The 24,024-nt window shown below is 65.9% G+C and carries 30 protein-coding genes; 2 read left to right on the top strand and 28 right to left on the bottom strand.

From position 1 onward, the window contains the following. Nucleotides 1–138 precede the first annotated feature (138 nt). From ACFT7S_RS22970 to rpsJ, 23 genes are all read right to left on the bottom strand, one after another. Nucleotides 139–798 carry an adenylate kinase gene (locus ACFT7S_RS22970; protein ID WP_382734763.1) on the bottom strand — a complete coding sequence of 220 codons (660 nt, stop codon included), beginning with the start codon at nt 796–798 and terminating at the stop codon, nt 139–141. Then, nucleotides 798–2,117 carry a preprotein translocase subunit SecY gene (secY, locus tag ACFT7S_RS22965; protein WP_382734761.1) on the bottom strand — a complete coding sequence of 440 codons (1,320 nt, stop codon included), beginning with the start codon at nt 2,115–2,117 and terminating at the stop codon, nt 798–800. The genes ACFT7S_RS22970 and secY overlap by 1 nt, the downstream gene beginning before the upstream one ends. A gap of 224 nt (nt 2,118–2,341) precedes the next feature. Continuing rightward, on the bottom strand, nt 2,342–2,797 hold the full coding sequence (gene rplO / locus ACFT7S_RS22960) for a 50S ribosomal protein L15 (RefSeq protein WP_014047794.1): 456 nt from the start codon (nt 2,795–2,797) through the stop codon (nt 2,342–2,344). A gap of 1 nt (nt 2,798) precedes the next feature. Further along, nucleotides 2,799–2,981, bottom strand: a complete 183-nt coding sequence (gene rpmD / locus ACFT7S_RS22955) for a 50S ribosomal protein L30 (RefSeq protein WP_185299084.1) — start codon at nt 2,979–2,981, stop codon at nt 2,799–2,801. Then, nucleotides 2,981–3,583, bottom strand: a complete 603-nt coding sequence (gene rpsE / locus ACFT7S_RS22950) for a 30S ribosomal protein S5 (RefSeq protein WP_173315042.1) — start codon at nt 3,581–3,583, stop codon at nt 2,981–2,983. The genes rpmD and rpsE overlap by 1 nt, the downstream gene beginning before the upstream one ends. Nucleotides 3,584–3,630: 47 nt before the next feature. Continuing rightward, nucleotides 3,631–4,014: a 50S ribosomal protein L18 gene (gene rplR / locus ACFT7S_RS22945; protein WP_328905327.1), complete on the bottom strand. Its 384-nt coding sequence runs from the start codon at nt 4,012–4,014 to the stop codon at nt 3,631–3,633. Nucleotides 4,015–4,017: 3 nt separating this feature from the next. Continuing rightward, nucleotides 4,018–4,557 (bottom strand): 50S ribosomal protein L6, encoded by a 540-nt coding sequence (rplF, locus tag ACFT7S_RS22940; RefSeq protein ID WP_073718381.1) that lies wholly within the window; start codon nt 4,555–4,557, stop codon nt 4,018–4,020. Between the two features lie 21 nt (nt 4,558–4,578). After that, nucleotides 4,579–4,977 carry a 30S ribosomal protein S8 gene (gene rpsH, locus ACFT7S_RS22935; protein ID WP_014154584.1) on the bottom strand — a complete coding sequence of 133 codons (399 nt, stop codon included), beginning with the start codon at nt 4,975–4,977 and terminating at the stop codon, nt 4,579–4,581. Between the two features lie 224 nt (nt 4,978–5,201). Further along, a complete protein-coding gene (locus ACFT7S_RS22930; protein ID WP_003948630.1) occupies nt 5,202–5,387 on the bottom strand; it encodes a type Z 30S ribosomal protein S14 in 186 nt (61 codons plus the stop codon). 2 nt (nt 5,388–5,389) lie between these two features. Then, complete coding sequence (rplE, locus tag ACFT7S_RS22925) at nt 5,390–5,947, bottom strand: 50S ribosomal protein L5 (protein WP_185299087.1); 558 nt, start codon at nt 5,945–5,947, stop codon at nt 5,390–5,392. Next, nucleotides 5,947–6,270, bottom strand: a complete 324-nt coding sequence (rplX, locus tag ACFT7S_RS22920; protein WP_018550616.1) for a 50S ribosomal protein L24 — start codon at nt 6,268–6,270, stop codon at nt 5,947–5,949. Before rplX ends, rplE begins: the two co-directional genes overlap by 1 nt. A gap of 2 nt (nt 6,271–6,272) precedes the next feature. Next, on the bottom strand, nt 6,273–6,641 hold the full coding sequence (rplN, locus tag ACFT7S_RS22915) for a 50S ribosomal protein L14 (protein ID WP_003966950.1): 369 nt from the start codon (nt 6,639–6,641) through the stop codon (nt 6,273–6,275). 106 nt (nt 6,642–6,747) lie between these two features. Next, on the bottom strand, nt 6,748–7,032 hold the full coding sequence (gene rpsQ / locus ACFT7S_RS22910) for a 30S ribosomal protein S17 (RefSeq protein ID WP_382734756.1): 285 nt from the start codon (nt 7,030–7,032) through the stop codon (nt 6,748–6,750). Further along, nucleotides 7,032–7,256, bottom strand: a complete 225-nt coding sequence (rpmC, locus tag ACFT7S_RS22905; RefSeq protein ID WP_033297602.1) for a 50S ribosomal protein L29 — start codon at nt 7,254–7,256, stop codon at nt 7,032–7,034. The genes rpsQ and rpmC overlap by 1 nt, the downstream gene beginning before the upstream one ends. Further along, on the bottom strand, nt 7,256–7,675 hold the full coding sequence (gene rplP, locus ACFT7S_RS22900) for a 50S ribosomal protein L16 (RefSeq protein WP_014154587.1): 420 nt from the start codon (nt 7,673–7,675) through the stop codon (nt 7,256–7,258). Before rplP ends, rpmC begins: the two co-directional genes overlap by 1 nt. A gap of 5 nt (nt 7,676–7,680) precedes the next feature. Beyond that, the gene (rpsC, locus tag ACFT7S_RS22895; protein ID WP_382734754.1) at nt 7,681–8,532 is read right to left on the bottom strand and encodes a 30S ribosomal protein S3; all 852 of its coding nucleotides are present in this window, start codon (nt 8,530–8,532) and stop codon (nt 7,681–7,683) included. Further along, on the bottom strand, nt 8,532–8,879 hold the full coding sequence (gene rplV, locus ACFT7S_RS22890; protein WP_016645177.1) for a 50S ribosomal protein L22: 348 nt from the start codon (nt 8,877–8,879) through the stop codon (nt 8,532–8,534). The genes rpsC and rplV overlap by 1 nt, the downstream gene beginning before the upstream one ends. A 43-nt stretch (nt 8,880–8,922) precedes the next feature. Next, the gene (gene rpsS / locus ACFT7S_RS22885) at nt 8,923–9,204 is read right to left on the bottom strand and encodes a 30S ribosomal protein S19 (RefSeq protein ID WP_015610726.1); all 282 of its coding nucleotides are present in this window, start codon (nt 9,202–9,204) and stop codon (nt 8,923–8,925) included. 12 nt (nt 9,205–9,216) lie between these two features. After that, on the bottom strand, nt 9,217–10,053 hold the full coding sequence (gene rplB, locus ACFT7S_RS22880) for a 50S ribosomal protein L2 (RefSeq protein ID WP_382734752.1): 837 nt from the start codon (nt 10,051–10,053) through the stop codon (nt 9,217–9,219). 40 nt (nt 10,054–10,093) lie between these two features. Then, complete coding sequence (gene rplW, locus ACFT7S_RS22875; RefSeq protein WP_328905323.1) at nt 10,094–10,432, bottom strand: 50S ribosomal protein L23; 339 nt, start codon at nt 10,430–10,432, stop codon at nt 10,094–10,096. After that, entirely contained in the window at nt 10,432–11,082 is a 651-nt protein-coding gene (rplD, locus tag ACFT7S_RS22870; RefSeq protein WP_056796592.1) for a 50S ribosomal protein L4, read from the bottom strand. The genes rplW and rplD overlap by 1 nt, the downstream gene beginning before the upstream one ends. 4 nt (nt 11,083–11,086) lie before the next feature. After that, nucleotides 11,087–11,731, bottom strand: coding sequence for a 50S ribosomal protein L3 (gene rplC, locus ACFT7S_RS22865; RefSeq protein ID WP_328905321.1), 645 nt, complete (start codon nt 11,729–11,731; stop codon nt 11,087–11,089). Nucleotides 11,732–11,745: 14 nt separating this feature from the next. Then, nucleotides 11,746–12,054 (bottom strand): 30S ribosomal protein S10, encoded by a 309-nt coding sequence (gene rpsJ, locus ACFT7S_RS22860; protein WP_003948644.1) that lies wholly within the window; start codon nt 12,052–12,054, stop codon nt 11,746–11,748. Between the two features lie 448 nt (nt 12,055–12,502). Here rpsJ and ACFT7S_RS22855 point away from each other — a divergent pair, with 448 nt between their 5' ends. Then, nucleotides 12,503–12,961: a GNAT family N-acetyltransferase gene (locus ACFT7S_RS22855; RefSeq protein WP_382734750.1), complete on the top strand. Its 459-nt coding sequence runs from the start codon at nt 12,503–12,505 to the stop codon at nt 12,959–12,961. A gap of 128 nt (nt 12,962–13,089) precedes the next feature. After that, the gene (locus ACFT7S_RS22850; protein ID WP_382734748.1) at nt 13,090–15,165 is read left to right on the top strand and encodes a PIG-L family deacetylase; all 2,076 of its coding nucleotides are present in this window, start codon (nt 13,090–13,092) and stop codon (nt 15,163–15,165) included. 120 nt (nt 15,166–15,285) lie between these two features. Here ACFT7S_RS22850 and tuf read toward each other — a convergent pair whose 3' ends face one another. From tuf to ACFT7S_RS22825, 5 genes are all read right to left on the bottom strand, one after another. After that, nucleotides 15,286–16,479: an elongation factor Tu gene (gene tuf, locus ACFT7S_RS22845; RefSeq protein WP_185299098.1), complete on the bottom strand. Its 1,194-nt coding sequence runs from the start codon at nt 16,477–16,479 to the stop codon at nt 15,286–15,288. A 159-nt stretch (nt 16,480–16,638) separates the two neighbouring features. Beyond that, entirely contained in the window at nt 16,639–18,768 is a 2,130-nt protein-coding gene (fusA, locus tag ACFT7S_RS22840; protein WP_382734746.1) for an elongation factor G, read from the bottom strand. A gap of 38 nt (nt 18,769–18,806) precedes the next feature. Beyond that, on the bottom strand, nt 18,807–19,277 hold the full coding sequence (gene rpsG, locus ACFT7S_RS22835; protein WP_014154599.1) for a 30S ribosomal protein S7: 471 nt from the start codon (nt 19,275–19,277) through the stop codon (nt 18,807–18,809). Nucleotides 19,278–19,279: 2 nt separating this feature from the next. Next, on the bottom strand, nt 19,280–19,651 hold the full coding sequence (rpsL, locus tag ACFT7S_RS22830) for a 30S ribosomal protein S12 (protein WP_003948652.1): 372 nt from the start codon (nt 19,649–19,651) through the stop codon (nt 19,280–19,282). Between the two features lie 453 nt (nt 19,652–20,104). Beyond that, nucleotides 20,105–24,004 carry a DNA-directed RNA polymerase subunit beta' gene (locus ACFT7S_RS22825; RefSeq protein ID WP_382734743.1) on the bottom strand — a complete coding sequence of 1,300 codons (3,900 nt, stop codon included), beginning with the start codon at nt 24,002–24,004 and terminating at the stop codon, nt 20,105–20,107. Nucleotides 24,005–24,024: the final 20 nt, after the last annotated feature.

Below are 24,024 nucleotides of genomic sequence, written 5' to 3'. Positions count from 1 at the left end.
TTATCTCCGCCGGCCGGTATATTTTTAATACCTCGCGGGGGTGGTTTGGGGGGGGGCCCCCCCCCCCCACCCCCCCCACCCCGCCGCCCGCGCCCCCCCCCCCCCCCGCGGCCGGCTGTGAAGGTAATGCGGGAGGTCTCAGCCCTCGTCGGACTTCTTGAGAGCCTCCATGGCCCGCTCGGTCACATCGGTGACCTTGCCGAGCGCGGAGATGGTGACCACCAGGCCCTGGGCCCTGTAGTAGTCGATGATCGGCTCGGTCTGCGTGTGGTAGACCTCGAGCCGCGTCCGAACCGTCTCTTCGCTGTCGTCGTCACGCTGGTACAGCTCGCCGCCGCAGGTGTCGCAGACACCCTCGGTCTTCGGCGGGTTGTACGTCACGTGGAAGACGTGCGCGCTCTCGTTCCGGCAGATGCGCCGGCCGGCGATGCGCTTGACCACCTCGTCCTCGGGGACCTCGAGGTCCAGAACCGCGTCCAGCTTTACGCTCTCGCTCCGGAGCATCCCGTCGAGAGCCTCGGCCTGCCCCACATTGCGGGGGAAGCCGTCGAGCAGGAAGCCGTTGACGGCGTCCGGCTGGGACATGCGGTCCTTGGCCATCCCGATGGTGACCTCGTCCGGCACCAGCTGCCCCGCGTCCATGTAGGCGCGGGCCTGCTTGCCAAGGTCGGTGCCCTGGCTGATGTTGGCGCGGAAGAGGTCGCCCGTGGAGATGTGCGGAATCGACAGGTTCTTGGCAAGGTACGCAGCCTGCGTTCCCTTGCCGGCACCGGGCGGCCCGACGAGGACGATTCGCATCAGCGGAGGAACCCTTCGTAATTGCGCTGCTGGAGCTGACTCTCGATCTGCTTCACGGTTTCCAGACCCACACCCACGATGATGAGGATGCTCGTCCCGCCGAACGGGAAGTTGGCGTTCGCGCCGCCGAAGCCTGCCAACGCCATCGTCGGCACAAGAGCGATCAGACCCAGATACAGCGAGCCCGGCCAAGTGATCCTGTTGAGCACGTAGCTCAGATACTCGGCGGTCGGGCGACCAGCCCGGATGCCCGGGATGAAGCCACCATACTTCTTCATGTTGTCGGCGACTTCCTCGGGGTTGAACGAGATCGCCACATAGAAGAAGGCGAAGAACACGATCAACAGGAAGTACGTCGCGATGTAGTAGGGGTGGTCACCCTTGACGAAGTGGTCCTTGATCCATGTCGCCCAGCCCGCGGTGGAGTTGGAGAACTGGACGATCAGGGCCGGGATGTAGAGCAGCGAAGAAGCGAAGATGACGGGGATCACACCCGCCTGATTCACCTTCAGCGGGATGTACGTGGACGTACCACCGTAGGACCGGCGCCCGATCATGCGCTTCGCGTACTGCACCGGGATACGGCGCTGGGCCTGCTCGACGAATACGACGAGCCCGACCATCACGAAGCCGATCAGGATGACGGTGGCGAACTCGATCCAGCCGTCCGCGAGCTTGCCGCTCGTCTTGATGGCCCACAGTGCGCCGGGGAAGCTGGCCGCGATCGAGATGAACATCAGGATCGACATGCCGTTGCCGATGCCCTTGTCGGTGATGAGCTCACCGAGCCACATCACGGCGGCAGTTCCGGCGGTCATGGTGAGAACCATCACGACCGTGGTGAAGATCGACTGGTTCGGAACGATCTGATCGGCGACAGGACAGCCGCTGAACAGCGCCCCGCTGCGGGCGGTTGCCACCAGGCCCGTGCCCTGGAGGATGGCGAGCGCCACGGTCAGATAACGCGTGTACTGCGTGATCTTGCCCTGGCCCGACTGTCCCTCCTTCTTGAGGGCTTCGAGCCTGGGGATGACGACGGTCAGCAGCTGAAGAATGATGCTGGCCGTGATGTACGGCATGATGCCGAGCGCGAAGATCGTGATCTGCAGCAGTGCACCACCGCTGAACATGTTCACCAGGCCGAAGAGGCTGTTGTTGCCCTTGCTTGCCTGATCAACACAGGTCTGGACGTTCTCGTAGCTCACTCCCGGTACGGGGATGTGTGCCCCGAGACGGTAGAGCACGATGATGCCGAGCGTGAAGAACAGCTTCTTGCGCAGGTCGGGCGTCTTGAACGCCCGGGCGAACGCGGTGAGCACGGTGCCTCCTGCGACCCCCGCGCAATGCGTAGAGGTGACGGTCTTGAGGATCGACGATTAGGTAACAGTCAAAGGTCCCCGGGCAGGCGCCCAGGGGGTTAGCACACAACAACGCTGGCCACCTTACCGGCGACCATGCCCCCCTAGGAACGACCAACCGGGGATGCCCCATATGAGAGGCATCCCCGGTCGGATGTTCAGGCCACCAGCTTGTCCGAGTTGTCTCAGACGAGCTCGGTGACAGTGCCGCCCGCAGCGGCAATCTTCTCCTTGGCGGAGCCGGAAACGGCGTCAACCGAAACCTGCAGCGCCACGGAGATCTCGCCCTGTCCGAGGACCTTGACGAGGTGGTTGTTGCGCACAGCGCCCTTGGCGACCAGATCGGCCACCGTGACCTCTCCACCCTCGGGGTAGAGCGTCGCGAGCTTGTCCAGGTTCACGACCTGGTACTCCGTGCGGAACGGGTTCTTGAAGCCCTTGAGCTTCGGGAGACGCATGTGGAGGGGCATCTGGCCACCCTCGAAGCGCTCCGGAACCTGGTAACGAGCCTTCGTACCCTTGGTACCACGGCCTGCGGTCTTACCCTTGGACGCCTCACCACGACCCACACGGGTCTTGGCGGTCTTGGCACCCGGGGCAGGCCGGAGGTTGTGGGCCTTCAGCGGGCTGTTCTCCGCCATGTCAGTCAACCTCCTCAACCGTCACGAGGTGGCGGACGGTGTTAGCCATTCCGCGGAACTCGGGGCGGTCCTCCTTGACAACCGTGTCGTTCAGGCGCTTGAGCCCGAGCGAACGCAGGGTGTCGCGGTGGTTCTGCTTGCTGCCGATGTACGACTTCGTCTGCGTGATCTTGAGGCGAGCCATCACACACCTGCCGCGCGAGCACGCAGGAGAGCCGCGGGGGCGACGTCCTCGAGGGGCAGACCACGGCGAGCCGCGATCTCCTCGGGACGCTGCAGGCCCTGGAGGGCCGCCACGGTCGCGTGCACGATGTTGATCGGGTTCGAAGAACCGAGCGACTTCGACAGGATGTCGTGAACGCCGGCGCACTCCAGAACGGCGCGCACCGGGCCACCCGCGATCACACCGGTACCGGGGGAAGCAGGCTTGAGCAGAACGACGCCCGCAGCCTTCTCGCCCTGGATCGGGTGAGGGATGGTGCCCTGGATACGCGGAACCTTGAAGAAGCTCTTCTTGGCCTCTTCAACGCCCTTGGCGATGGCCGCGGGAACTTCCTTGGCCTTGCCGTATCCGACACCGACGGTGCCGTCACCATCGCCCACCACGACCAGCGCGGTGAAGCTGAAGCGACGACCACCCTTCACAACCTTGGCGACGCGGTTGATCGCGACGACGCGCTCGACGTACGCGGTCTTCTCGGCGGCGCTTGCGCCACCGTCACGGCCCTTCCGGTCCCGCCGCTCGCCGCCACCGGCACCGCTTCCGCGGCGCTGGGGTCCAGCCATTGGAATTACCTCTCTCTGTTACGTCCGCTGTGCGTAGGAACCGGGGCTTAGAACTTCAGCCCGGCTTCACGGGCGGCGTCAGCCAGAGCGGCAATCCGCCCGGCGTACTGGTTACCACCGCGGTCAAACACGACGGCCTCGACGCCTGCGGCCTTGGCGCGCTCGGCGACCAGGGCCCCGACCTGCTTGGCCAGGGTGCTCTTGTCACCCTCGCCACCACGGATGGAAGCGTCCAGGGTCGAAGCCGAGGCGAGCGTGTGGCCCGCGACGTCATCGATGACCTGAGCCACCATGTGGCGGTTGGAACGCGTCACAACCAGGCGCGGCCGCTCCGGCGAACCGGAGATGTGCTTGCGGACGCGGATGTGGCGGCGCTTGAGGGCGGCACGCTTGTAGGCGTCACCCTTGGCGATCTTTACACCGTATGCCATGGCTTACTTACCCGCCTTTCCGACCTTGCGGCGGACAACCTCGCCGGCGTACTTGACGCCCTTGGCCTTGTACGGGTCCGGCTTCCGCAGCTTGCGGATCTTCGCGGAGACCTCGCCGACCTTCTGCTTGTCGATGCCCTCGACACTGAACTTCGTGGGCGACTCGACCTTGAAGGTGATGCCCTCAGGGGCCTCGATGAGAATCGAGTGGCTGTAGCCCAGGGCGAACTCCAGATTGGAGCCCTTCGCCTGGACTCGGTAACCGACACCGCTGATCTCGAGCGCCTTGCTGTATCCCGCGGTCACGCCGGTGATCATGTTCGCCACCAGCGTGCGGGACAGGCCGTGAAGGGCCTTGTTCTGACGCTCGTCGTTAGGGCGAACGACGTTGAGCACGCCGTCCTCACCCTTGGTGACCTCGATCGGCGCGGCAACGGTGTGCGAGAGGGTGCCCTTGGGGCCCTTCACTGCAACCGTGCGGCCATCGATGGTGACGTCCACACCGGCGGGAACCTGGATGGGGAGCTTGCCGATTCGCGACATGAGCTATTCCTCCGTTCCCGACTACCAGACGTAGGCGAGGACTTCCCCACCTACGCCCTTCTTGCTGGCCTGCTGGCCGGTCAGGAGACCGTGGGACGTGGAGATGATCGCCACGCCCAGGCCGCCGAGAACCTTCGGCAGGTTGGTGGACTTTGCGTATACACGCAGACCCGGCTTCGAAATGCGCTTGATGCCGGCAATCGAACGCTCGCGGTTCGGCCCGAACTTCAGCTCGAGAACGAGGCTCTTGCCAACCTCGGCGTCCTCGACCTTCCAGCCGGTGATGAAGCCCTCCTGCTGGAGGATCTCCGCGATGTGCGACTTGATCTTGCTGTGCGGCATTGCGACATCGTCGTGATACGCCGAGTTCGCGTTACGCAGACGCGTGAGCATGTCTGCGATGGGATCAGTCATGGTCATGAGTTGGCCTTCGGCCTCTCTCGCCGGGGTTTCCTGTATGCGCCATCCCTCTCCCCACTCAGTGGCGGGACGGGTGCGGTGCGGGGACCTACGGCGTAGTAAGTCGGTCTAGGGCGGCAGGCGCCCAACCCCACAAGCCTACGGCATGTAAGACGGGGCTCCTGCCGACCAGATACTTACCGAGAGTCTCCGGGTATTCCCAACGCCCAAAGGGCGAAGGAGAATTACCAGGAGCTCTTGGTCACGCCCGGCAGCTCGCCACGGTGAGCCATCTCACGAAGGCACACGCGGCACAGGCCGAACTTGCGGTAGACGGAGTGGGGCCGGCCGCAGCGCTGGCAGCGGGTGTACCCGCGCACGCCAAACTTCGGCTTGCGGGCGGCCTTAGCGATCAGAGCCTTCTTCGCCACGGTCAGTTCTCCTTGAACGGGAAGCCGAGGTGACGAAGGAGGGCACGACCCTCGTCGTCGTTGGTCGCCGTGGTGACCACGGTGATGTCCATGCCCCGGACCCGGTCGATCTTGTCCTGGTCGATCTCGTGGAACATGACCTGCTCCGTGAGACCGAAGGTGTAGTTGCCACGGCCGTCGAACTGCTTCGGCGACAGGCCGCGGAAGTCACGGATACGCGGAAGCGCGAGCGACAGCGTACGGTCCAGGAACTCCCACATGCGGTCACCACGGAGGGTGACGTGGCAGCCGATCGGCTGCCCCTCGCGCAGCTTGAACTGCGCGATCGACTTGCGGGCCTTGGTGACGGCCGGCTTCTGGCCAGTGATCGTGGTGAGGTCCTTGACGGCCCCGTCGATCAGCTTGGAGTCGCGGGCGGCGTCGCCCACACCCATGTTGACCACGATCTTGACCAGACCGGGAACCTGCATGACGTTCTCGAAGGAGAACTCCTCACGCAGCTTGCCGGCGATTTCCTCGCGGTAGCGCGTCTTGAGACGCGGCGCTGTGGTGGTAGTCATCAGATGTCCTCACCGGTGCGCTTGGCAACGCGGATCTTGTTGCCCTCGTCGTCAAAGCGGTAGCCGACGCGAGTAACGACCTTGTTGCCGTCCTTCTCAACAACCAGCTGCACGTTGCTGACGTGGACGGGAGCCTCGGTCGTCACAATGCCACCGGTCTGCGAACCGCGAGCGGTCTGACCGGCCTTCGTGTGCTTCTTGACCCGGTTGACACCCTCGACGAGGACGCGGTCCTGAGCAGGGTAGGCAACGATGACCTTGCCCTGCTTGCCCTTGTCCTTACCGGTGATGACCTGAACCAGGTCGCCCTTCTTGATCTTCATGCTTACAGCACCTCCGGCGCGAGCGAGATGATCTTCATGAACTTCTTCTCGCGCAGCTCTCGGCCCACCGGGCCGAAGATACGGGTGCCGCGGGGGTCGCCGTCGTTCTTCAGAATGACGGCAGCGTTCTCGTCGAAGCGGATGTACGAGCCATCCTGACGACGACGCTCCTTGACGGTGCGAACGATGACGGCCTTGACGACGTCACCCTTCTTCACGTTGCCACCGGGGATTGCATCCTTGACGGTGGCGACGATGACGTCACCGATGCCCGCGTAGCGGCGACCCGAGCCACCGAGAACACGGATGGTGAGAATTTCCTTCGCACCCGTGTTGTCGGCGACGCGCAGTCGCGACTCCTGCTGGATCACGTCTATCTCCTGATCGTCTGCCGGTTCCCGGCGGGGGCCACTCCGTTACGGAGCGGACCCCCACCGAGCCTGGCGGAACTGTCCTGAGGGGAAACCCCCTCAGGGATTACTTGGCCTTCTCGAGGATCTCGACGATGCGCCAGCGCTTCGTCGCAGACAGCGGCCGCGTCTCCATGATGACAACACGGTCGCCGACGCCGGCAGCGTTCTGCTCGTCGTGGGCCTTGAGCTTGTTCGTACGGCGGATGACCTTGCCGTACAGCGCGTGCTTGACGCGGTCCTCGACAGCGACGACGACGGTCTTGTCCATCTTGTCGCTGACGACGAGACCCTCACGGGTCTTGCGGAAACCGCGCTGCTCAGTCGTCTCAGTCACATTCTTCTCGCTCATCAGACGCTCTCCACCGTCTCGATGCCGAGCTCGCGCTCGCGCATCAGGGTGTAGATCCGGGCGATGTCCTTACGGACGGACTTGAGCCGACCGTGGTTCTCGAGCTGGCCCGTCGCCGCCTGGAAGCGGAGATTGAACAGCTCTTCCTTGGCCTCGCGGAGCTTGTTGAGGAGCTCCTCGCCGCCCAGTTCGCGCAGCTCGGACGCCTTGGTACCGGCCGACATCACGACTCACCTGCCTCGCGCCGAACGATCCGGCACTTCATCGGAAGCTTGTGAGCAGCGCGGGTAAGCGCCTCACGAGCAATCTTCTCGTTCGGGTAGGACAGTTCGAACATCACCCGACCGGGCTTGACGTTCGCGATCCACCACTCGGGAGAACCCTTACCGGAACCCATGCGGGTCTCGGCAGGCTTCTTCGTCAGGGGACGGTCCGGATAAATGTTGATCCAGACCTTTCCGCCACGCTTGATGTGGCGGGTCATCGCGATACGAGCGGCCTCGATCTGGCGGTTCGTCACGTACGCCGGGGACAGCGCCTGGATGCCGTACTCGCCGAACGCAACCTGCGTGCCACCCTTGGACATACCGCTGCGCTTCGGGTGGTGCTGCTTGCGGTGCTTGACCCTACGGGGGATCAGCATTTCGGTCAGGCCTCCGTTCCGGTGCTCTCAGCCGGAGCAGCGGCGGCGGGAGCGTCGGCCTTGGGGGCCTCTGCTGCCGGCGCGGACTGCTGCGGCTTGCGGCCTCCGCGACCGCCACGCTCGCCGCCACCACCGCTGCCACCGCGGCCACCGCGGCCGGCGGGACGCTCAGCGCCACGAGCCGGACGGTTGCCGGCACGGGCTGCGGCGTTCTCGGCGCGGACCTCGGCGATGTTCTTGACGTCGCCCTTGTAGATCCAGACCTTCACACCGATACGGCCGAAGGTCGTCTTGGCCTCGAAGAAGCCGTAGTCCACGTTCGCGCGGAGCGTGTGCAGGGGCACACGGCCCTCGCGGTAGAACTCCGAGCGGGACATCTCGGCGCCGCCGAGGCGACCGCCGCACTGGATCTTGATGCCCTTGGCGCCGGCCTTCATCGTGCTCTGCATGCTCTTACGCATCGCACGACGGAAGGAGACGCGGGAGGAGAGCTGCTCGGCGACGGCCTGGGCCACCAGCTGAGCGTCAACCTCGGGGTTCTTGACCTCGAGGATGTTCAGCTGGACCTGCTTGCCGGTCAGCTTCTCCAGCTCGCCACGGATGCGGTCGGCCTCGGCGCCACGGCGACCGATGACGATGCCCGGGCGGGCGGTGTGGATGTCGACGCGGACGCGGTCGCGGGTGCGCTCGATCTCAACCTTCGAGATACCGGCACGCTCCATGCCCTTCGTCATCATGCGACGAATGGCAACGTCTTCCTTGACGTAGTCCGCGTACAGCTTGTCGGCGTACCAACGGGACTTGAAGTCCGTGGTAATGCCGAGCCGGAACCCATGCGGGTTAACCTTCTGGCCCATTACCGGGTTCCTTCCTTGCTGCTGACGACCACGGTGATGTGGCTGGTCCGCTTACGGATCCGGTAGGCACGGCCCTGAGCACGCGGTCGGAACCGCTTCAGGGTCGGGCCCTCGTCCACGTACGCCTCGCTGATGACCAGCGAAGAGGCGTCGGAGTGGTCGTAGTTGTGTGCAGCGTTGGCAATGGCGCTGTCAAGCACCTTGCCAACCGGCACGCTCGCGGCCTGCGGGGCGAAACGCAGGACCGCCTGAGCCTCCGTGGCATCCATGCCACGGATGAGGTCCACCACTCGGCGGGCCTTCATGGGCGTGACGCGGATGTACCGCGCCTGGGCCCTGGCTTCCATGGTTGTCCCTTCGGTGTAAGTCATAGTCGTTTCCACCCCGCGCTTAGCGGCGCTTCGACTTCCGGTCGTCCTTGACGTGGCCGCGGAAGGTGCGAGTCGGCGAGAACTCGCCGAGCTTGTGGCCGACCATCGACTCGGTGACGAACACCGGGACATGGATCTTGCCGTTGTGCACCGCGATGGTGTGACCCAGCATGGCCGGGATGATCATCGAGCGACGGGACCAGGTCTTGATGACGTTCTTGGTGCCTGCTTCGTTCTGTACGTCCACCTTCTTGACGAGGTGGCCGTCGACAAAGGGCCCCTTCTTGAGACTGCGCGGCATCTAAACCCGCTCCTAGCGCTTCTTGTTCGTCTTGCGGCGGCGGACGATGTACTTGCTCGATGCCTTCTTCGGCGAGCGAGTACGACCCTCCTTCTGACCCCACGGCGAGACCGGGTGACGTCCACCGGAGGTCTTGCCTTCACCACCACCGTGCGGGTGGTCAACCGGGTTCATCGCGACACCGCGGACGGTCGGGCGTACGCCCTTCCAGCGCATACGGCCGGCCTTGCCCCAGTTGATGTTCGACTGCTCGGCGTTGCCGACCTCACCAATGGTGGCGCGGCAGCGGGCGTCGACCAGCCGGATTTCGCCGGACGGCATACGAAGGTGGGCCATAGTGCCCTCCTTCGCCAGCAGCTGCACGGAAGTACCCGCGGAACGGGCGAACTTCGCGCCGCCACCGGGCCGCAGCTCGATGGCGTGGATGGTCGTACCGACCGGGATGTTGCGCAGCGCCAGGTTGTTGCCCGGCTTGATGTCTGCGGCAGGACCGTTCTCGACGCGGTCACCCTGCGCCAGGCCACGCGGGGCGACGATGTAACGCTTCTCGCCGTCCGCGTAGTGGAGCAGCGCGATGCGCGCGGTGCGGTTCGGGTCGTACTCGATGTGCGCGACCTTGGCCGGCACGCCGTCCTTGTCGTGACGACGGAAGTCGATCACGCGGTAGGCGCGCTTGTGTCCGCCACCCTGGTGGCGAACAGTGATCCGACCGGCGTTGTTACGGCCGCCCTTGCTGTGCAGGGGGCGGACCAGCGACTTCTCCGGCGTGGACCGCGTGATCTCGACAAAGTCGGCGACGCTGGAGCCACGACGGCCCGGGGTCGTCGGCTTGTACTTGCGGATTCCCATTTCTCAGTCCTCGTCCGATTCCGGACGATCCAGACCGCCGTTAGGCGGTCGGACCGCCGAAGATGTCGATACGGTCGCCCTCGGCAAGGGTCACGATGGCGCGCTTGGTGTCAGCACGCTTGCCGAAGCCGGTCTTGGTGCGCTTGCGCTTACCCTGCCGGTTGATCGTGTTGACCCCGGTGACCTTGACCGAGAAGACCGCTTCCACGGCCTGCTTGATCTGGGTCTTGTTGGAGCCGGGCGCGACGATGAACGTGTACTTGTTCTCGTCGAGCAGCGCGTAGCTCTTCTCGGACACAACCGGCTTGACGAGAACGTCACGCGGGTCCGAGTAGGTCTTGCTCGTGATGGTCGAGCTGGTAACGGTCGCCTCGCTCATCAGGCGTCGCTCCCTTCGGTCTCAGCGGTCTGGGGGCCAGACACGAAGGACTCGAAAGCGGCCTGGGTGAAGACCACGTCGTCAGAGACGATCACGTCGTACGTGTTCAGCTGGCCCGGCTCCAGGATGTGCACCTGGGGCAGGTTGCGTGCGGACAGCCACGCGGCCTCGTCGGCGCGGTCGACGACCAGGAGCAGGTTGCTGCGCTCCGAGATCTTGCCGAACAGCGTCTTGGCGGCCTTCGTGGAGACTCCACCCTCGACCACGCCGGTGACGACGTGGATGCGGGAGTGACGCGCCCGGTCCGAGAGGGCACCGCGCAGAGCGGCGGCCTTCATCTTCTTCGGGGTGCGCTGCGAGTAGTCGCGCGGCTTCGGGCCGTGGACGACGCCACCGCCTGCGAACTGCGGCGCGCGGGTCGAACCCTGGCGGGCGCGGCCGGTGCCCTTCTGGCGGTAAGGCTTGCGGCCACCACCACGGACTTCACCGCGGCGCTTGGTCGAGTGCGTGCCCTGACGGGCAGCTGCCAGCTGTGCGACAACGACCTGGTGGATCAGCGGAACGCTGGTCTTCGCGTCGAAGATCTCCGCAGGGAGCTCGACGGTACCGGCCTTGTCGCCTGCCGGCGAAAGGATGTCAATGGTGCTCATTACCTCAAGCCCCCTTGGCCGCGGTACGGACCAGGACGAGGCCGCCGTTCGGACCGGGGACTGCGCCCTTGATGAGCAGCAGACCCTTCTCCGCGTCAACCGCGTGGATGGTCAGGTTCTGGGTGGTGACGCGCTCGTTACCCATCCGGCCGGCCATGCGCATGCCCTTGAAGACACGCCCAGGGGTGGCACAGCCACCGATCGAACCGGGGGAACGGTGCTTGCGCTGGACGCCGTGACCGGCGCCGAGGCCCTTGAAGTTGTGACGCTTCATGACACCGGCGAAGCCCTTGCCCTTGCTCTTGCCCGTGACGTCAACCTTGACGCCGGACTCGAACACCTCGGCAGTGATCTCCTGGCCCAGCGTGTACTCGCTGGAGTCAGGGGTGCGGAGCTCCACCAGGTGGCGGCGGGGGGTCACGTCGGCCTTGGCGAAGTGGCCCTTGAGGGGCTTGTTCACCTTGCGCGGGTCAATCTCGCCGAAGGCGATCTGGACCGACTCGTAGCCGTCGCTGTCGTTCGTACGAACCTGCGTCACGACGCACGGACCGGCCTTGACGACGGTCACCGGGACAACCCGGTTGTTCTCGTCCCAGACCTGGGTCATGCCGAGCTTCTCGCCCAGGACGCCCTTGATGTTCTTGCTCATCTCGGCCCGTCCCCTCAGAGCTTGATCTCGATGTCGACGCCAGCCGGCAGGTCGAGGCGCATCAGCGAGTCAACCGTCTTCGGCGTGGGGTCGAGAATGTCGATGAGGCGCTTGTGCGTGCGCATCTCGAAGTGCTCGCGAGAATCCTTGTACTTGTGCGGCGACTTGATGACGCAGTACACGTTCTTCTCAGTGGGCAGCGGCACCGGGCCCGCGACCGACGCACCAGTGCGGGTCACCGTCTCGACGATCTTCTTCGCCGAGGAATCGATGACCTCGTGGTCGTAGGCCTTGAGCCGGATGCGGATCTTCTGTCCCGCCATGGCTACTAGTAGTCCTGTCTCTCATAACGCTCTGGAACCCGGGAGTTCTACCAACTCCACCTCCGACCCACGCGGTCGGGCGTGTCGCATCCCCTCTACGAAGATCTCCCGAAGGATTTCCCAACCAAGGGGGTGCGGGCCTGAACCTCGCGACCGGGGGCGGAACACCCACCGGGTGCCTGGTCTGCGCCCTGCTGAACTTCCCGAAAGATTCCCGTACGTCCGACCCGCATGGGGTCGACGAGTACCGTGGGACTCGCTTCCGGTCCTCCCGGCGGGAGGCGCGCAACATTGACACTCAACCGAGCAACCTGGTCAGTGTGCCATACGGGGCGCGAGCCTGGCCAATCGGGCGGAGGATCTTACCCCCCGTGGTCGGATGGTCAAACGCGGGCACGATCCGGGCCGCACCCGTGGGGGCTTCCGGCCTCCCTGGGAAACTCCTCCCATGGAAACGAACACCCGGCCGACCTGGACCCTGCGCCCCGCCGAAGCGGGAGATATCGAGACGATCGCCGAGCTCCGGGCGGTCGTGATGCGCCCCGATCTGGAACGCCTGGGGCGTTACGACGACCATCGCGTACGGCAGCGGCTGCGGGACGGCTTCTCCGCCGAGCACACCTCCGTCGTCCTGGCCGACGGCGCCTTCGCCGGGTGCGTCGCCCTGCGCCCGCACCAGGACGCGCACTGGCTGGAGCACTTCTACCTCTCCCCCGCCCACCAGGGCCACGGACTCGGCTCCGCCGTCCTCGGCGCCCTGCTCGCCCGTACGGACGCCGAGGACACGCCTGTCCGCCTCGACGTGCTCCAGGGCAGTGCGGCCAGGCGTCTGTACGAGCGCCACGGCTTCGTCCTGGAGTCCGAGGACCCCGTCGACGTCTTCATGGTCCGCGCACCCGGGGCCTGAGCCGGGCAACCCTTACGCCCCCGCGCCCGTCTACTCCCTCGCAGGAATGGCTCGACCGGCCGTGACCTGCGTCGAAGCAGTGGTACGCAGCTCAGGGCACCCCATGCGCCCGCTGCGGGGGAAGCGGAATGCGAAGGGTGCACGGCGTGACGGATCGACCTGCTCTGCCCATAGTCGGCGTACGGCGGCGGACAGCGGTGCTGGCGGCCACCGGCCTGGTGGCGCTCACCGCCTGTTCCGTACCGGCCCCCCGGCGCCGGAACCCGATGCCGAATCCCGCTCCGGGCTTCCCGATCAGCGCCTCCGGGCGGGCGCGGCTGATACAGATCCTCGCCCACCCGGACGACGACCTGTACTTCATGAACCCGGACGCCCGGCAGACCCTCGACTCCGGGACGCCCCTGGTCTGCGTCTACCTCACCGCGGGCGAGGCCGACGGCGTCAACAAGGTCCCCGGTGAACCGCGCCCGGCCCCGGACAGGTCCGCGTACTCCTCCTCCCGCCACCAGGGGCTCCGGCAGGCGTACGCCACCCTGCTCGGCCTCGACCGGTTCACGCCCTGGCAGCGGTCCGTGGTGACCCTGCACGGGCATCACCGGGCCGAGAGCGACGTCCTGGTCAACGGCGCCCGCCGGGTCGAGCTGATCTTCCTCAACACGGCCATGCACACCTCGCACGGCCGCCTGGGGCTGCCGAGCCTCTGGCACGACCGGCACCGCGTCCTGCGTACCGTGATCGCTGACAACTCCCCACTGCCCAGGGCGGGTTCGTATACGTACGAGGGTCTCGTCGACGTACTCGCGGGGCTGCTGGAGCAATACCGGCCGACCGTCGTCCACACCCTGGACCCCGACCCGGACATCCAGCACAGCACCGAGGCGGTCCGCCGGCGGGACAGCGAGCAGCACGGCTACTCCGACCACGCCGACCACACCGCGGCGGCCTGTTTCGCCTGGGAGGCGATGATCCGCTGGGCGGCCCGGTCGACCGGGGACGGCGGGACCGTGCCCACCTTCGTCGCCACCTCGTTCCGCGGCTACTACAACCGCCACTGGCCCAAGAACCTGCCGCCCGCCGTACTCACCCGGAAGGCCGGCCACCTCGTCCCCTACGGCGGCTCCCCCGACTGGGAGTGCGGCAACCCGGCCGGCTGCGGGGACTACAACGTGGGCGGCGAGAGGCCCCTGACCAACAAGAAGGGCTGGGTCCGCTCCACCCACCACCGTTACCCGGGAGCCAGGCCCGCCCTCGCCGCCGAGCCGGACGGCCGGCTCGTCGCGTACGGGGTGCTGGGCCTGCGCGCGGTCCGGTGGCGCGAGAGCGCACCCGGCAGCGGCACCTGGGACGGGCCCGACGACCTCGGCGGCGGCCCGCTCGCTCCCGTACTCGGCTCGGTGACCCTCACCGACGGCAGACAGCTCCTGTTCGGGCTGCGCTTCTCCGCGCTCGGCGGGCACGGCAGTGACAACGAACGCGAGATCGTGCTGCTGGAGCAGCGGTCCCCCGGCGGCGAGTTCAGTTCCTGGCGTGGCCTCGGCAATCCGGCCCGGGGACAGGACCACGGGCGCCGCATCGGCATCCCGGTCGCCGTCGCAGCCCCGGACGGGCGGGTCCATCTCCTCGTACGGAACGCCGAGGGCGGGCTCAGTACGCGGGCACGGCACGCATCCGGGCGGTGGAGCGGGTGGCAGGACACCGGCGGCGGGCAGGTGCAGGACGGGTTCGGTACCGCCGTCGACGGGGCGGGCCGCGTCCATGTCTACGCGGCGGGCCATCACGCGGTGCACCACTGGACGCAGGACGCGCCTGGCGACGCCCTGACCGCCCGTACGCAGCTCGACCGGGCACCGCGGCCCGGTGTGGCGCCGGCCGCGCTCACGGCCGCTGACGGGTCCGTAGAGGTGTTCTACCGGACGGAGGCGGATTCCGGGCTGACCACCGTGAGCTCGCAGGGCGCCGTCGTGGAGCGCAGCGACTTCCGCGGATACGGACCCGTCACCGCCGCGGCTTCGCCCCACGGCGTCGTTCTGCTCGGCCGCACCACGGAGGGCCGGGTCCAGCTCCGTACGGGCAGCGGGCTCCGCGTACGGACACAGGGGCCGGCGGCCCTCGACGGGACCGCGCTCCACATCGGCGCCGACGGACGGCCGAGCGTGGTGGGCCTGGGGCCGGACGCCGTGCCCTGGATCTGGCGGCCCGCATAGGCACCGGCCCTGCCCGGCCCTGCGGGGACATGCAGAAGGGCCCCGGTCCACCGCTTGCGCGGCGGGCCGGGGCCCTTCTTGGTGCTCTGTGCGGAGCAACCAGGTCAGACAGTCAAGTAATTACTTGACGATCTGGGTGACCTGGCCGGCGCCCACGGTCCGACCACCCTCACGGATGGCGAACTTCAGGCCCTCTTCCATGGCGACGGGCTGGATCAGCGAGACGTTCATGAGGGTGTTGTCGCCCGGCATGACCATCTCGGTGCCCTCGGGAAGGGTCACAACGCCCGTTACGTCCGTGGTACGGAAGTAGAACTGCGGGCGGTAGTTGTTGAAGAACGGGGTGTGACGGCCACCCTCGTCCTTCGACAGGATGTAGGACTGCGCCACGAACTCGGTGTGCGGCGTGACCGAACCCGGCTTGATGATGACCTGGCCGCGCTCGACGTCCTCGCGCTTGATGCCACGAAGAAGCAGACCGACGTTCTCACCGGCCTGGCCCTCGTCGAGCAGCTTGCGGAACATCTCGATACCGGTGACCGTGGTGGTGACCTTCTCGGTCTTGATACCGACGATGTCGACGGTCTCGTTGACCTTGAGGACACCACGCTCGATACGACCGGTGACGACGGTGCCACGACCGGTGATCGTGAAGACGTCCTCGATCGGCATGAGGAACGGCTTCTCGACGTCACGCTCGGGCTGCGGGATCGACTCGTCGACGGCCTTCATCAGGTCGAGGACGGTCTGGCCCCACTCCTTGTCGCCCTCAAGAGCCTTGAGCGCCGAGACCTTGACGACCGGAAGGTCGTCGCCCGGGAACTCGTACTCGGAGAGGAGCTCACGAACCTCGAGCTCGACGAGCTCCAGGATCTCCTCGTCGTCCACCATGTCGGCCTTGTTCAGCGCGACAACGATGTAGGGGACGCCGACCTGGCGGGCCAGGAGCACGTGCTCCTTGGTCTGCGGCATCGGGCCGTCGGTGGCCGCGACCACGAGGATGGCGCCGTCCATCTGCGCCGCACCCGTGATCATGTTCTTGATGTAGTCGGCGTGCCCGGGGCAGTCGACGTGCGCGTAGTGACGCGACTCCGTCTGGTACTCCACGTGCGCGATCGAGATCGTGATACCGCGCTGGCGCTCTTCGGGAGCCTTGTCGATCTGGTCGAAGGCCGAGGCCTCGTTCAGGTCGGGGAACGCGTCGTGCAGCACCTTGGTAATGGCGGCCGTGAGGGTCGTCTTACCGTGGTCAATGTGACCGATGGTGCCGATGTTGACGTGCGGCTTAGTCCGCTCGAACTTTGCCTTCGCCACTGGGGTCCTCCTGAGTGGTTCTGTACGCCTTGCTTCATCGGCGCCAGGTGATCTTTGCTGGGATGCCGGGGCCCGGGGGCATTCGCCGCATCGCTCGCGCGTCGCGTCAAATGCCCCACCGGGCTCCGGTGATAAGCCTAAAGCGTCAACTCGGGGGAGTTACTCGCCCTTGGCCTTCGCGATGATCTCCTCGGCGACGTTCCGCGGAACCTCGGCGTAGGAGTCGAACTGCATCGAGTAGCTTGCGCGACCCGAGGTCTTGCTGCGGAGATCTCCGACGTAGCCGAACATCTCCGAGAGGGGCACGAGGCCCTTCACGACGCGAGCGCCGCTGCGCTCCTCCATGGCCTGAATCTGACCACGGCGGGAGTTCAGGTCGCCGATGACATCGCCCATGTGGTCCTCGGGCGTGGTGACCTCGACGGCCATCATCGGCTCAAGGAGCACGGGGGACGCCTTGCGAGCACCCTCCTTGAACGCCTGCGAACCGGCGATCTTGAAGGCGAGCTCGGAGGAGTCGACCTCGTGGTAACCACCGTCGAGAAGGGTGACGCGGACGCCGACCATCTCGTAACCGGCCAGGATGCCGAACTGCATGGCTTCCTGGGCACCCGCGTCCACCGAGGGAATGTACTCACGGGGGATGCGGCCACCGGTGACCTTGTTGACGAACTCGTAGGACGAGTCGCCACCCTCCATGGGCTCGAGGGCGATCTGCACCTTCGCGAACTGGCCGGTACCACCAGTCTGCTTCTTGTGCGTGTAGTCGATGCGCTCGACGGTCTTGCGGATCGTCTCGCGGTAAGCGACCTGGGGCTTGCCGACATTCGCCACGACGCCGAACTCGCGCTTCATGCGGTCGACGAGCACCTCGAGGTGGAGCTCGCCCATACCACCGAGGATGGTCTGGCCGGTCTCCTCGTCGGAGTGCACCTGGAAGGAGGGGTCCTCCTCCGCGAGACGCTGGATGGCGACACCCAGCTTCTCCTGGTCACCCTTGGACGCGGGCTCGATGGCGACCTGAATGACCGGCGCCGGGAAGTCCATGGACTCCAGGATGACCGGGTTCTTGTCGTCGCAGAGCGTCTCACCGGTGGTGGTCTGCTTCAGACCCATGACCGCGACGATGTCACCGGCGCCCACCGAGGGGATCTCCTCACGCTTGTTCGCGTGCATACGGTAGATCTTCCCGATGCGCTCCTTCTTGCCCTTGACCGAGTTCAGCACCGCAGTGCCGGCCTCGAGGCGACCGGAGTAGATCCGGACGAAGGTGAGCTTGCCGAGGTGCGGGTCGCTCGCGATCTTGAAAGCAAGACCGGAGAACGGCTCGTCGTCCGACGGCTGGCGCTGAACGATCTTCTCCGGGTCCTTGACGTCGTGGCCCTCAATGGCCTCGACGTCCAGGGGAGAAGGCAGGTAGCGCACAACGGCGTCGAGCAGGGGCTGGACGCCCTTGTTCTTGAACGCCGTACCGCAGAAAACCGGGGAGACGGTGACCGAGTCGGCGCTGCCCTTGGAGGCCAGCGTGATACGGCGGATGGCGGCGTACAGCTCGTCCACCGAGGGCTCCTTGCCCTCAAGGTAGAGCTCCATCATCTCGTCGTCGTACTCAGCGACAGCCTCAAGGAGCTTGCCGCGCCACTCCTCGGCAGCCTCGGTGTGGGTGTCCGGGATGTCGACGATGTCGTACATCTCACCCTTGGTCGCCTCGGCGGACCAGACAAAGGCCTTCATCGTCACGAGGTCGACGACGCCCTTGAAGTCTGCCTCGGCACCGATCGGGAGCTGCATGACCAGCGGAACCGCACCAAGGCGGTCCACGATCATGTCGACGCAGCGGTGGAACTCCGCGCCGGTGCGGTCGAGCTTGTTGACGAAGCAGATACGCGGCACGCCGTAGCGGTCCGCCTGACGCCAGACAGTCTCGGACTGGGGCTCGACGCCCGCCACACCGTCGAACACGGTGACGGCACCGTCGAGGACGCGGAGCGAACGCTCCACCTCGACGGTGAAGTCGACGTGACCGGGGGTGTCAATGATGTTGATCGTGTGATCAACCTCATTGAGCGGCCAGTGGCAGGTCGTCGCGGCAGACGTGATCGTGATGCCGCGCTCCTGCTCCTGCTCCATCCAGTCCATCGTGGCAGCGCCATCGTGGACTTCACCGATCTTGTAGCTCACACCGGTGTAGAAGAGGATCCGCTCGGTGGTGGTCGTCTTCCCCGCGTCGATGTGGGCCATGATCCCAATGTTGCGGACCTTGGCCAGGTCAAGCGAAGTGGTGGCCATAAGGCTCAATCTTCTCTCGGTCTCGATGGGGTGAGCGACTACCAGCGGTAGTGCGCGAAGGCCTTGTTCGACTCGGCCATCTTGTGCGTGTCCTCGCGCTTCTTGACGGCAGCGCCAAGACCGTTGGAGGCGTCGAGCAGCTCGTTCATGAGCCGCTCGGTCATCGTCTTCTCGCGACGGGCGCGGGAGTAACCCACGATCCAGCGCAGCGAGAGGGTGGCGGCGCGACCGGGCTTGACCTCGATCGGCACCTGGTAGGTGGCGCCACCGACACGGCGGGACTTGACCTCGAGCGAGGGCTTGACGTTCTCAAGCGCGCGCTTCAGCGTGATGACCGGGTCAGCGCCGGTCTTCTCGCGGAGGCCTTCCATGGCGCCGTACACGATCCGCTCGGCGGTGGAACGCTTACCGTCGAGGAGGATCTTGTTGATCAGCGAGGTGACAAGAGGAGAGCTGTAGACCGGGTCGATGATGACCGGGCGCTTCGGGGCGGGGCCCTTACGAGGCATTCTTACTTCTCCTTCTTGGCGCCGTAGCGGCTTCGGGCCTGCTTGCGGTTCTTGACACCCTGGGTGTCGAGCGAGCCGCGGATGATCTTGTAGCGAACACCCGGCAGGTCCTTCACACGGCCACCACGCACGAGCACGATGGAGTGCTCCTGCAGGTTGTGTCCCTCACCCGGGATGTAGGCCGTGACCTCGATACCGGAGGTCAGACGCACGCGCGCGACCTTACGGAGCGCCGAGTTCGGCTTCTTCGGGGTGGTCGTGAACACACGCGTGCAGACGCCACGACGCTGGGGCGAACCCTCGAGCGCGGGCGTCTTGTTCTTCTCGACCTTGTCCTGCCGGCCCTTCCGGACCAGCTGCTGGATCGTAGGCACTACTTCTCCGGTTTCTGTGTGCCGTTCGTTGAAACTAACCTGGAACCCACCGACCCACGCGGTCGGGTGTGTCGAATACTGCAAGCTCCTGCCCGAAGGCAGGAAAAGCGCAGATTGCGGTGGCCACTTACGGACTCGCCATGCGGTTGAGGACACGCACCCGAGCCCAGGCACACCCCAGGCACAAGGCTTGAGCGTACCTACCTCACGGACTCCGGTCAAAACAAATGCTGTCCATCACAACGGGCCCCCACCTCGCCGGTCCCGTACGAGCGGCACAGCACCACTCCCCCGACCGCCGAGTCCTGCCCGGCCGACCTCGCGACCGCGACCTCCCAGAGGACCGGCAGAAGGCCGTCACGACGGCACGCCGCCGCTCGCCGGCCCCCGGATACGCCGGAGGGCGGCCACCCCGCAACGGGGTGACCGCCCTCCGGTCGTCGAACGACTCGCTTACTGGTTGTACGGACCGTAGTCGTAGTCCTCCAGCGGAACGGCCTGGCCGGAGCCCGTGCCGAACGGCGAGTAATCGATGTCGTCGTAGCCGACGGCCGAGTACATCGCGGCCTTGGCTTCCTCGGTCGGCTCGACCCGGATGTTGCGGTAGCGGGACAGACCCGTACCGGCCGGGATGAGCTTACCGATGATGACGTTCTCCTTGAGGCCGATCAGGGAGTCCGACTTGGCGTTGATCGCCGCGTCGGTCAGAACCCTGGTCGTCTCCTGGAAGGACGCCGCCGACAGCCACGACTCGGTGGCGAGCGAGGCCTTGGTGATACCCATCAGCTGCGGACGGCCGGAGGCGGGGTGACCGCCCTCGGTGACCACACGACGGTTCTCGACCTCGAACTTCGACCGCTCGACCAGCTCGCCCGGCAGCAGCTCCGCGTCGCCGGACTCGATGATCGTCACGCGGCGCAGCATCTGCCGGATGATGATCTCGATGTGCTTGTCGTGGATCGACACGCCCTGCGAGTTGTAGACCTTCTGGACTTCGCCGACCAGGTGGATCTGGACCGCGCGCTGACCGAGGATCCGCAGCACGTCGTGCGGGTTGGTCGCACCGACGGTGAGCTTCTGGCCCACCTCGACCGCGTCGCCCTCGCCGACCAGCAGACGGGCACGCTTGGAGATCGGGAACGGCGTCTCCTCGCTCCCGTCGTCCGGGGTGACGACGAGCTTCTTCGTCTTCTCGGTCTCCTCGATCCGGACGCGGCCCTTGGCCTCCGAGATCGGGGCGACACCCTTGGGCGTACGCGCCTCGAAGAGCTCGACGACACGCGGCAGACCCTGCGTGATGTCGTCACCCGCCACACCACCGGTGTGGAAGGTACGCATCGTCAGCTGGGTACCGGGCTCACCGATGGACTGGGCGGCGATGATGCCGACCGCCTCACCGATGTCGACCAGCTTGCCGGTGGCGAGCGAGCGTCCGTAGCAGAAGGCACAGGTGCCGACCGCGGACTCACAGGTCAGGACCGAACGGGTCTTGACCTCCTCGATGCCGGCGCCCACCAGGGCGTCGATCAGGACGTCACCGAGGTCGACGTTGGCAGGCGCGATGACCTTGCCGTCGATGACGACGTCCTCGGCGAGCATGCGGGCGTAGACCGAGGTCTCGACGTCGTCCGTCTTGCGGAGCACGCCGTCGGCACCCTTGACCGCGATCTTCAGCTTGAGGCCACGGTCGGTGCCGCAGTCCTCCTCGCGAATGATCACGTCCTGCGAGACGTCCACCAGACGACGGGTCAGGTAACCCGAGTCGGCGGTACGCAGGGCGGTGTCCGCCAGACCCTTACGGGCACCGTGCGTGGAGATGAAGTACTCCAGAACGGTGAGGCCCTCACGGAAGGACGCCTTGATGGGACGAGGAATCGTCTCGTTCTTGGCGTTGGACACCAGACCACGCATACCGGCGATCTGACGCATCTGCATCATGTTTCCTCGGGCACCCGAGTCAACCATCATGAAGATGGGGTTCGTCTTGGGGAAGTTCGCGTTCATCGCCTCGGCAACCTCATTGGTCGCCTTGGTCCAGATCGCGATGAGCTCCTGCGTGCGCTCGTCCTTGGTGATCAGACCGCGCTCGTACTGCTTCTGAACCTTCTCGTCCTGGTCCTCGTAGCCCTTGACGATGGCCTTCTTGGCCTCGGGGACGACGATGTCCGAAACGGCGACGGTGACGCCGGAACGGGTGGCCCAGTGGAAGCCCGCCGCCTTCAGGTTGTCGAGCGTCGCCGCCACGATGACCTTGGGGTAGCGCTCGGCGAGGTCGTTGACGATCTCGGAGAGCTGCTTCTTGCCGACCGAGTAGTCGACGAACGGGTAGTCCTCGGGCAGCAGCTCGTTGAAGAGCGCGCGACCCAGGGTCGTCCGCAGCCGGAAGGTGTCACCCGGCTGGTACTCGGGCTCGCCCTCCTCGGCGACCGGCGGCACCCAGCCACGCGGCGGGATGGTGCCCACCGGGAAGCGGATGTCGACGGGCGACTGGAGCGCCAGCTCGCCGGAGTCGAACGCCATGATCGCCTCGGCCGTGGAGCCGAACGCGCGGCCCTCGCCCTTGGTGTCACGGAGTTCACCGTCGGTGGTCAGGAAGAACAGACCCAGCACCATGTCCTGGGTCGGCATGGTGACGGGACGACCGTCGGCCGGCTTCAGGATGTTGTTCGAGGACAGCATCAGGATGCGGGCCTCGGCCTGCGCCTCCGCGGAGAGCGGAAGGTGCACGGCCATCTGGTCACCGTCGAAGTCCGCGTTGAACGCGGTGCAGACGAGCGGGTGGATCTGGATGGCCTTGCCCTCGACGAGCTGGGGCTCGAAGGCCTGGATGCCGAGGCGGTGCAGCGTCGGCGCACGGTTCAGGAGAACCGGGTGCTCGGCGATGACCTCTTCCAGGACGTCGTACACGACCGTGCGGCCGCGCTCGACCATGCGCTTCGCGCTCTTGATGTTCTGCGCGTGGTTCAGGTCGACCAGGCGCTTCATCACGAACGGCTTGAAGAGCTCCAGCGCCATGGCCTTGGGAAGACCGCACTGGTGCAGCTTCAGCTGCGGACCGACAACGATCACGGAACGCGCGGAGTAGTCCACACGCTTACCGAGAAGGTTCTGACGGAAACGACCCTGCTTGCCCTTGAGCATGTCGCTCAGGGACTTCAGCGGGCGGTTACCGGGACCGGTGACCGGGCGACCGCGGCGGCCGTTGTCGAACAGTGCGTCGACGGCCTCCTGCAGCATCCGCTTCTCGTTGTTCACGATGATCTCGGGGGCACCGAGGTCAAGGAGACGCTTGAGGCGGTTGTTGCGGTTGATCACACGGCGGTACAGGTCGTTCAGGTCGGAGGTCGCGAAGCGGCCACCGTCCAGCTGCACCATCGGACGCAGGTCCGGCGGGATGACCGGCACGCAGTCGAGCACCATGCCCTTGGGCTTGTTGCTGGTCTGCAGGAACGCGGAGACGACCTTGAGGCGCTTGAGCGCACGGGTCTTCTTCTGGCCCTTGCCGGTACGGATGATCTCGCGGAGGCGCTCGGCCTCTTCGTCGAGGTCGAACGACTCGAGGCGCTTCTGCAGAGCAGCGGCACCCATGCAGCCGTCGAAGTACGTGCCGAAGCGGTCACGCAGCTCGCGGTAGAGCAGCTCGTCGCCCTCGAGGTCCTGGACCTTGAGGTTCTTGAAGCGGCTCCACACCTCGTCGAGGCGGTCGATCTCGCGCTGCGCACGGTCACGCAGCTGCTTCATCTCGCGCTCGGCACCTTCGCGCACCTTGCGGCGTACGTCGGCCTTGGCGCCCTCGGCCTCGAGCTCGGCCAGGTCGGTCTCGAGCTTCTTGGCGCGGTTCTCCAGGTCGGAGTCGCGACGGTTCTCGACCTGCTGACGCTCGACGGAGACGTGCGCCTCCAGCGAGGGCAGGTCACGCGTACGGCGCTCCTCGTCCACGAACGTGATCATGTACGCGGCGAAGTAGATGACCTTCTCGAGGTCCTTCGGAGCGAGATCAAGCAGGTAGCCGAGGCGCGACGGGACGCCCTTGAAGTACCAGATGTGGGTGACGGGAGCGGCAAGCTCGATGTGGCCCATCCGCTCACGACGCACCTTGGCGCGAGTGACCTCGACGCCGCAGCGCTCACAGATGATGCCCTTGAAGCGGACACGCTTGTACTTGCCGCAGTAGCACTCCCAGTCCCGGGTCGGACCGAAGATCTTCTCGCAGAAGAGTCCGTCCTTTTCGGGCTTGAGCGTGCGGTAGTTGATGGTCTCCGGCTTCTTCACTTCGCCGTGCGACCAAGTCCGGATGTCGTCCGCGGTGGCAAGGCCGATCCGCAGCTCGTCGAAGAAGTTGACGTCGAGCACTTGTCGTCAATCCCTCTTTC

This window comes from Streptomyces sp. NPDC057136, assembly GCF_042670885.1.
In the GTDB taxonomy this organism is placed as follows: Bacteria; Actinomycetota; Actinomycetes; order Streptomycetales; family Streptomycetaceae; genus Streptomyces.
The sequence above is the reverse complement of the archived record's forward strand: the minus strand, read 5'-3'. Positions and strand labels throughout refer to the sequence as shown.

Excerpts from the sequence above, each read along its gene's own strand:
- rplR (WP_328905327.1), bottom strand. The coding sequence starts at position 4,014 with ATGGCATACGGTGTAAAGATCGCCAAGGGTGACGCCTACAAGCGTGCC.
- ACFT7S_RS22850 (WP_382734748.1), top strand. The coding sequence starts at position 13,090 with ATGCGAAGGGTGCACGGCGTGACGGATCGACCTGCTCTGCCCATAGTC.
- rpsS (WP_015610726.1), bottom strand. The coding sequence starts at position 9,204 with ATGCCGCGCAGTCTCAAGAAGGGGCCCTTTGTCGACGGCCACCTCGTC.
- rpsH (WP_014154584.1), bottom strand. The coding sequence starts at position 4,977 with ATGACCATGACTGATCCCATCGCAGACATGCTCACGCGTCTGCGTAAC.
- rpsQ (WP_382734756.1), bottom strand. The coding sequence starts at position 7,032 with ATGAGCGAGAAGAATGTGACTGAGACGACTGAGCAGCGCGGTTTCCGC.
- rplF (WP_073718381.1), bottom strand. The coding sequence starts at position 4,557 with ATGTCGCGAATCGGCAAGCTCCCCATCCAGGTTCCCGCCGGTGTGGAC.
- ACFT7S_RS22970 (WP_382734763.1), bottom strand. The coding sequence starts at position 798 with ATGCGAATCGTCCTCGTCGGGCCGCCCGGTGCCGGCAAGGGAACGCAG.
- rplX (WP_018550616.1), bottom strand. The coding sequence starts at position 6,270 with ATGAAGATCAAGAAGGGCGACCTGGTTCAGGTCATCACCGGTAAGGAC.
- rpsJ (WP_003948644.1), bottom strand. The coding sequence starts at position 12,054 with ATGGCGGGACAGAAGATCCGCATCCGGCTCAAGGCCTACGACCACGAG.
- rpmD (WP_185299084.1), bottom strand. The coding sequence starts at position 2,981 with ATGGCTCGCCTCAAGATCACGCAGACGAAGTCGTACATCGGCAGCAAG.
- rpsG (WP_014154599.1), bottom strand. The coding sequence starts at position 19,277 with ATGCCTCGTAAGGGCCCCGCCCCGAAGCGCCCGGTCATCATCGACCCG.
- rplE (WP_185299087.1), bottom strand. The coding sequence starts at position 5,947 with ATGACTACCACCACAGCGCCGCGTCTCAAGACGCGCTACCGCGAGGAA.
- rplD (WP_056796592.1), bottom strand. The coding sequence starts at position 11,082 with ATGAGCACCATTGACATCCTTTCGCCGGCAGGCGACAAGGCCGGTACC.
- fusA (WP_382734746.1), bottom strand. The coding sequence starts at position 18,768 with ATGGCCACCACTTCGCTTGACCTGGCCAAGGTCCGCAACATTGGGATC.
- rplV (WP_016645177.1), bottom strand. The coding sequence starts at position 8,879 with ATGGAAGCCAGGGCCCAGGCGCGGTACATCCGCGTCACGCCCATGAAG.
- rplO (WP_014047794.1), bottom strand. The coding sequence starts at position 2,797 with ATGGCGGAGAACAGCCCGCTGAAGGCCCACAACCTCCGGCCTGCCCCG.
- ACFT7S_RS22855 (WP_382734750.1), top strand. The coding sequence starts at position 12,503 with ATGGAAACGAACACCCGGCCGACCTGGACCCTGCGCCCCGCCGAAGCG.
- rplC (WP_328905321.1), bottom strand. The coding sequence starts at position 11,731 with ATGAGCAAGAACATCAAGGGCGTCCTGGGCGAGAAGCTCGGCATGACC.
- rplP (WP_014154587.1), bottom strand. The coding sequence starts at position 7,675 with ATGCTGATCCCCCGTAGGGTCAAGCACCGCAAGCAGCACCACCCGAAG.
- rplW (WP_328905323.1), bottom strand. The coding sequence starts at position 10,432 with ATGAGCGAGGCGACCGTTACCAGCTCGACCATCACGAGCAAGACCTAC.
- rpmC (WP_033297602.1), bottom strand. The coding sequence starts at position 7,256 with ATGTCGGCCGGTACCAAGGCGTCCGAGCTGCGCGAACTGGGCGGCGAG.
- rpsE (WP_173315042.1), bottom strand. The coding sequence starts at position 3,583 with ATGGCTGGACCCCAGCGCCGCGGAAGCGGTGCCGGTGGCGGCGAGCGG.
- rplB (WP_382734752.1), bottom strand. The coding sequence starts at position 10,053 with ATGGGAATCCGCAAGTACAAGCCGACGACCCCGGGCCGTCGTGGCTCC.
- rpsC (WP_382734754.1), bottom strand. The coding sequence starts at position 8,532 with ATGGGCCAGAAGGTTAACCCGCATGGGTTCCGGCTCGGCATTACCACG.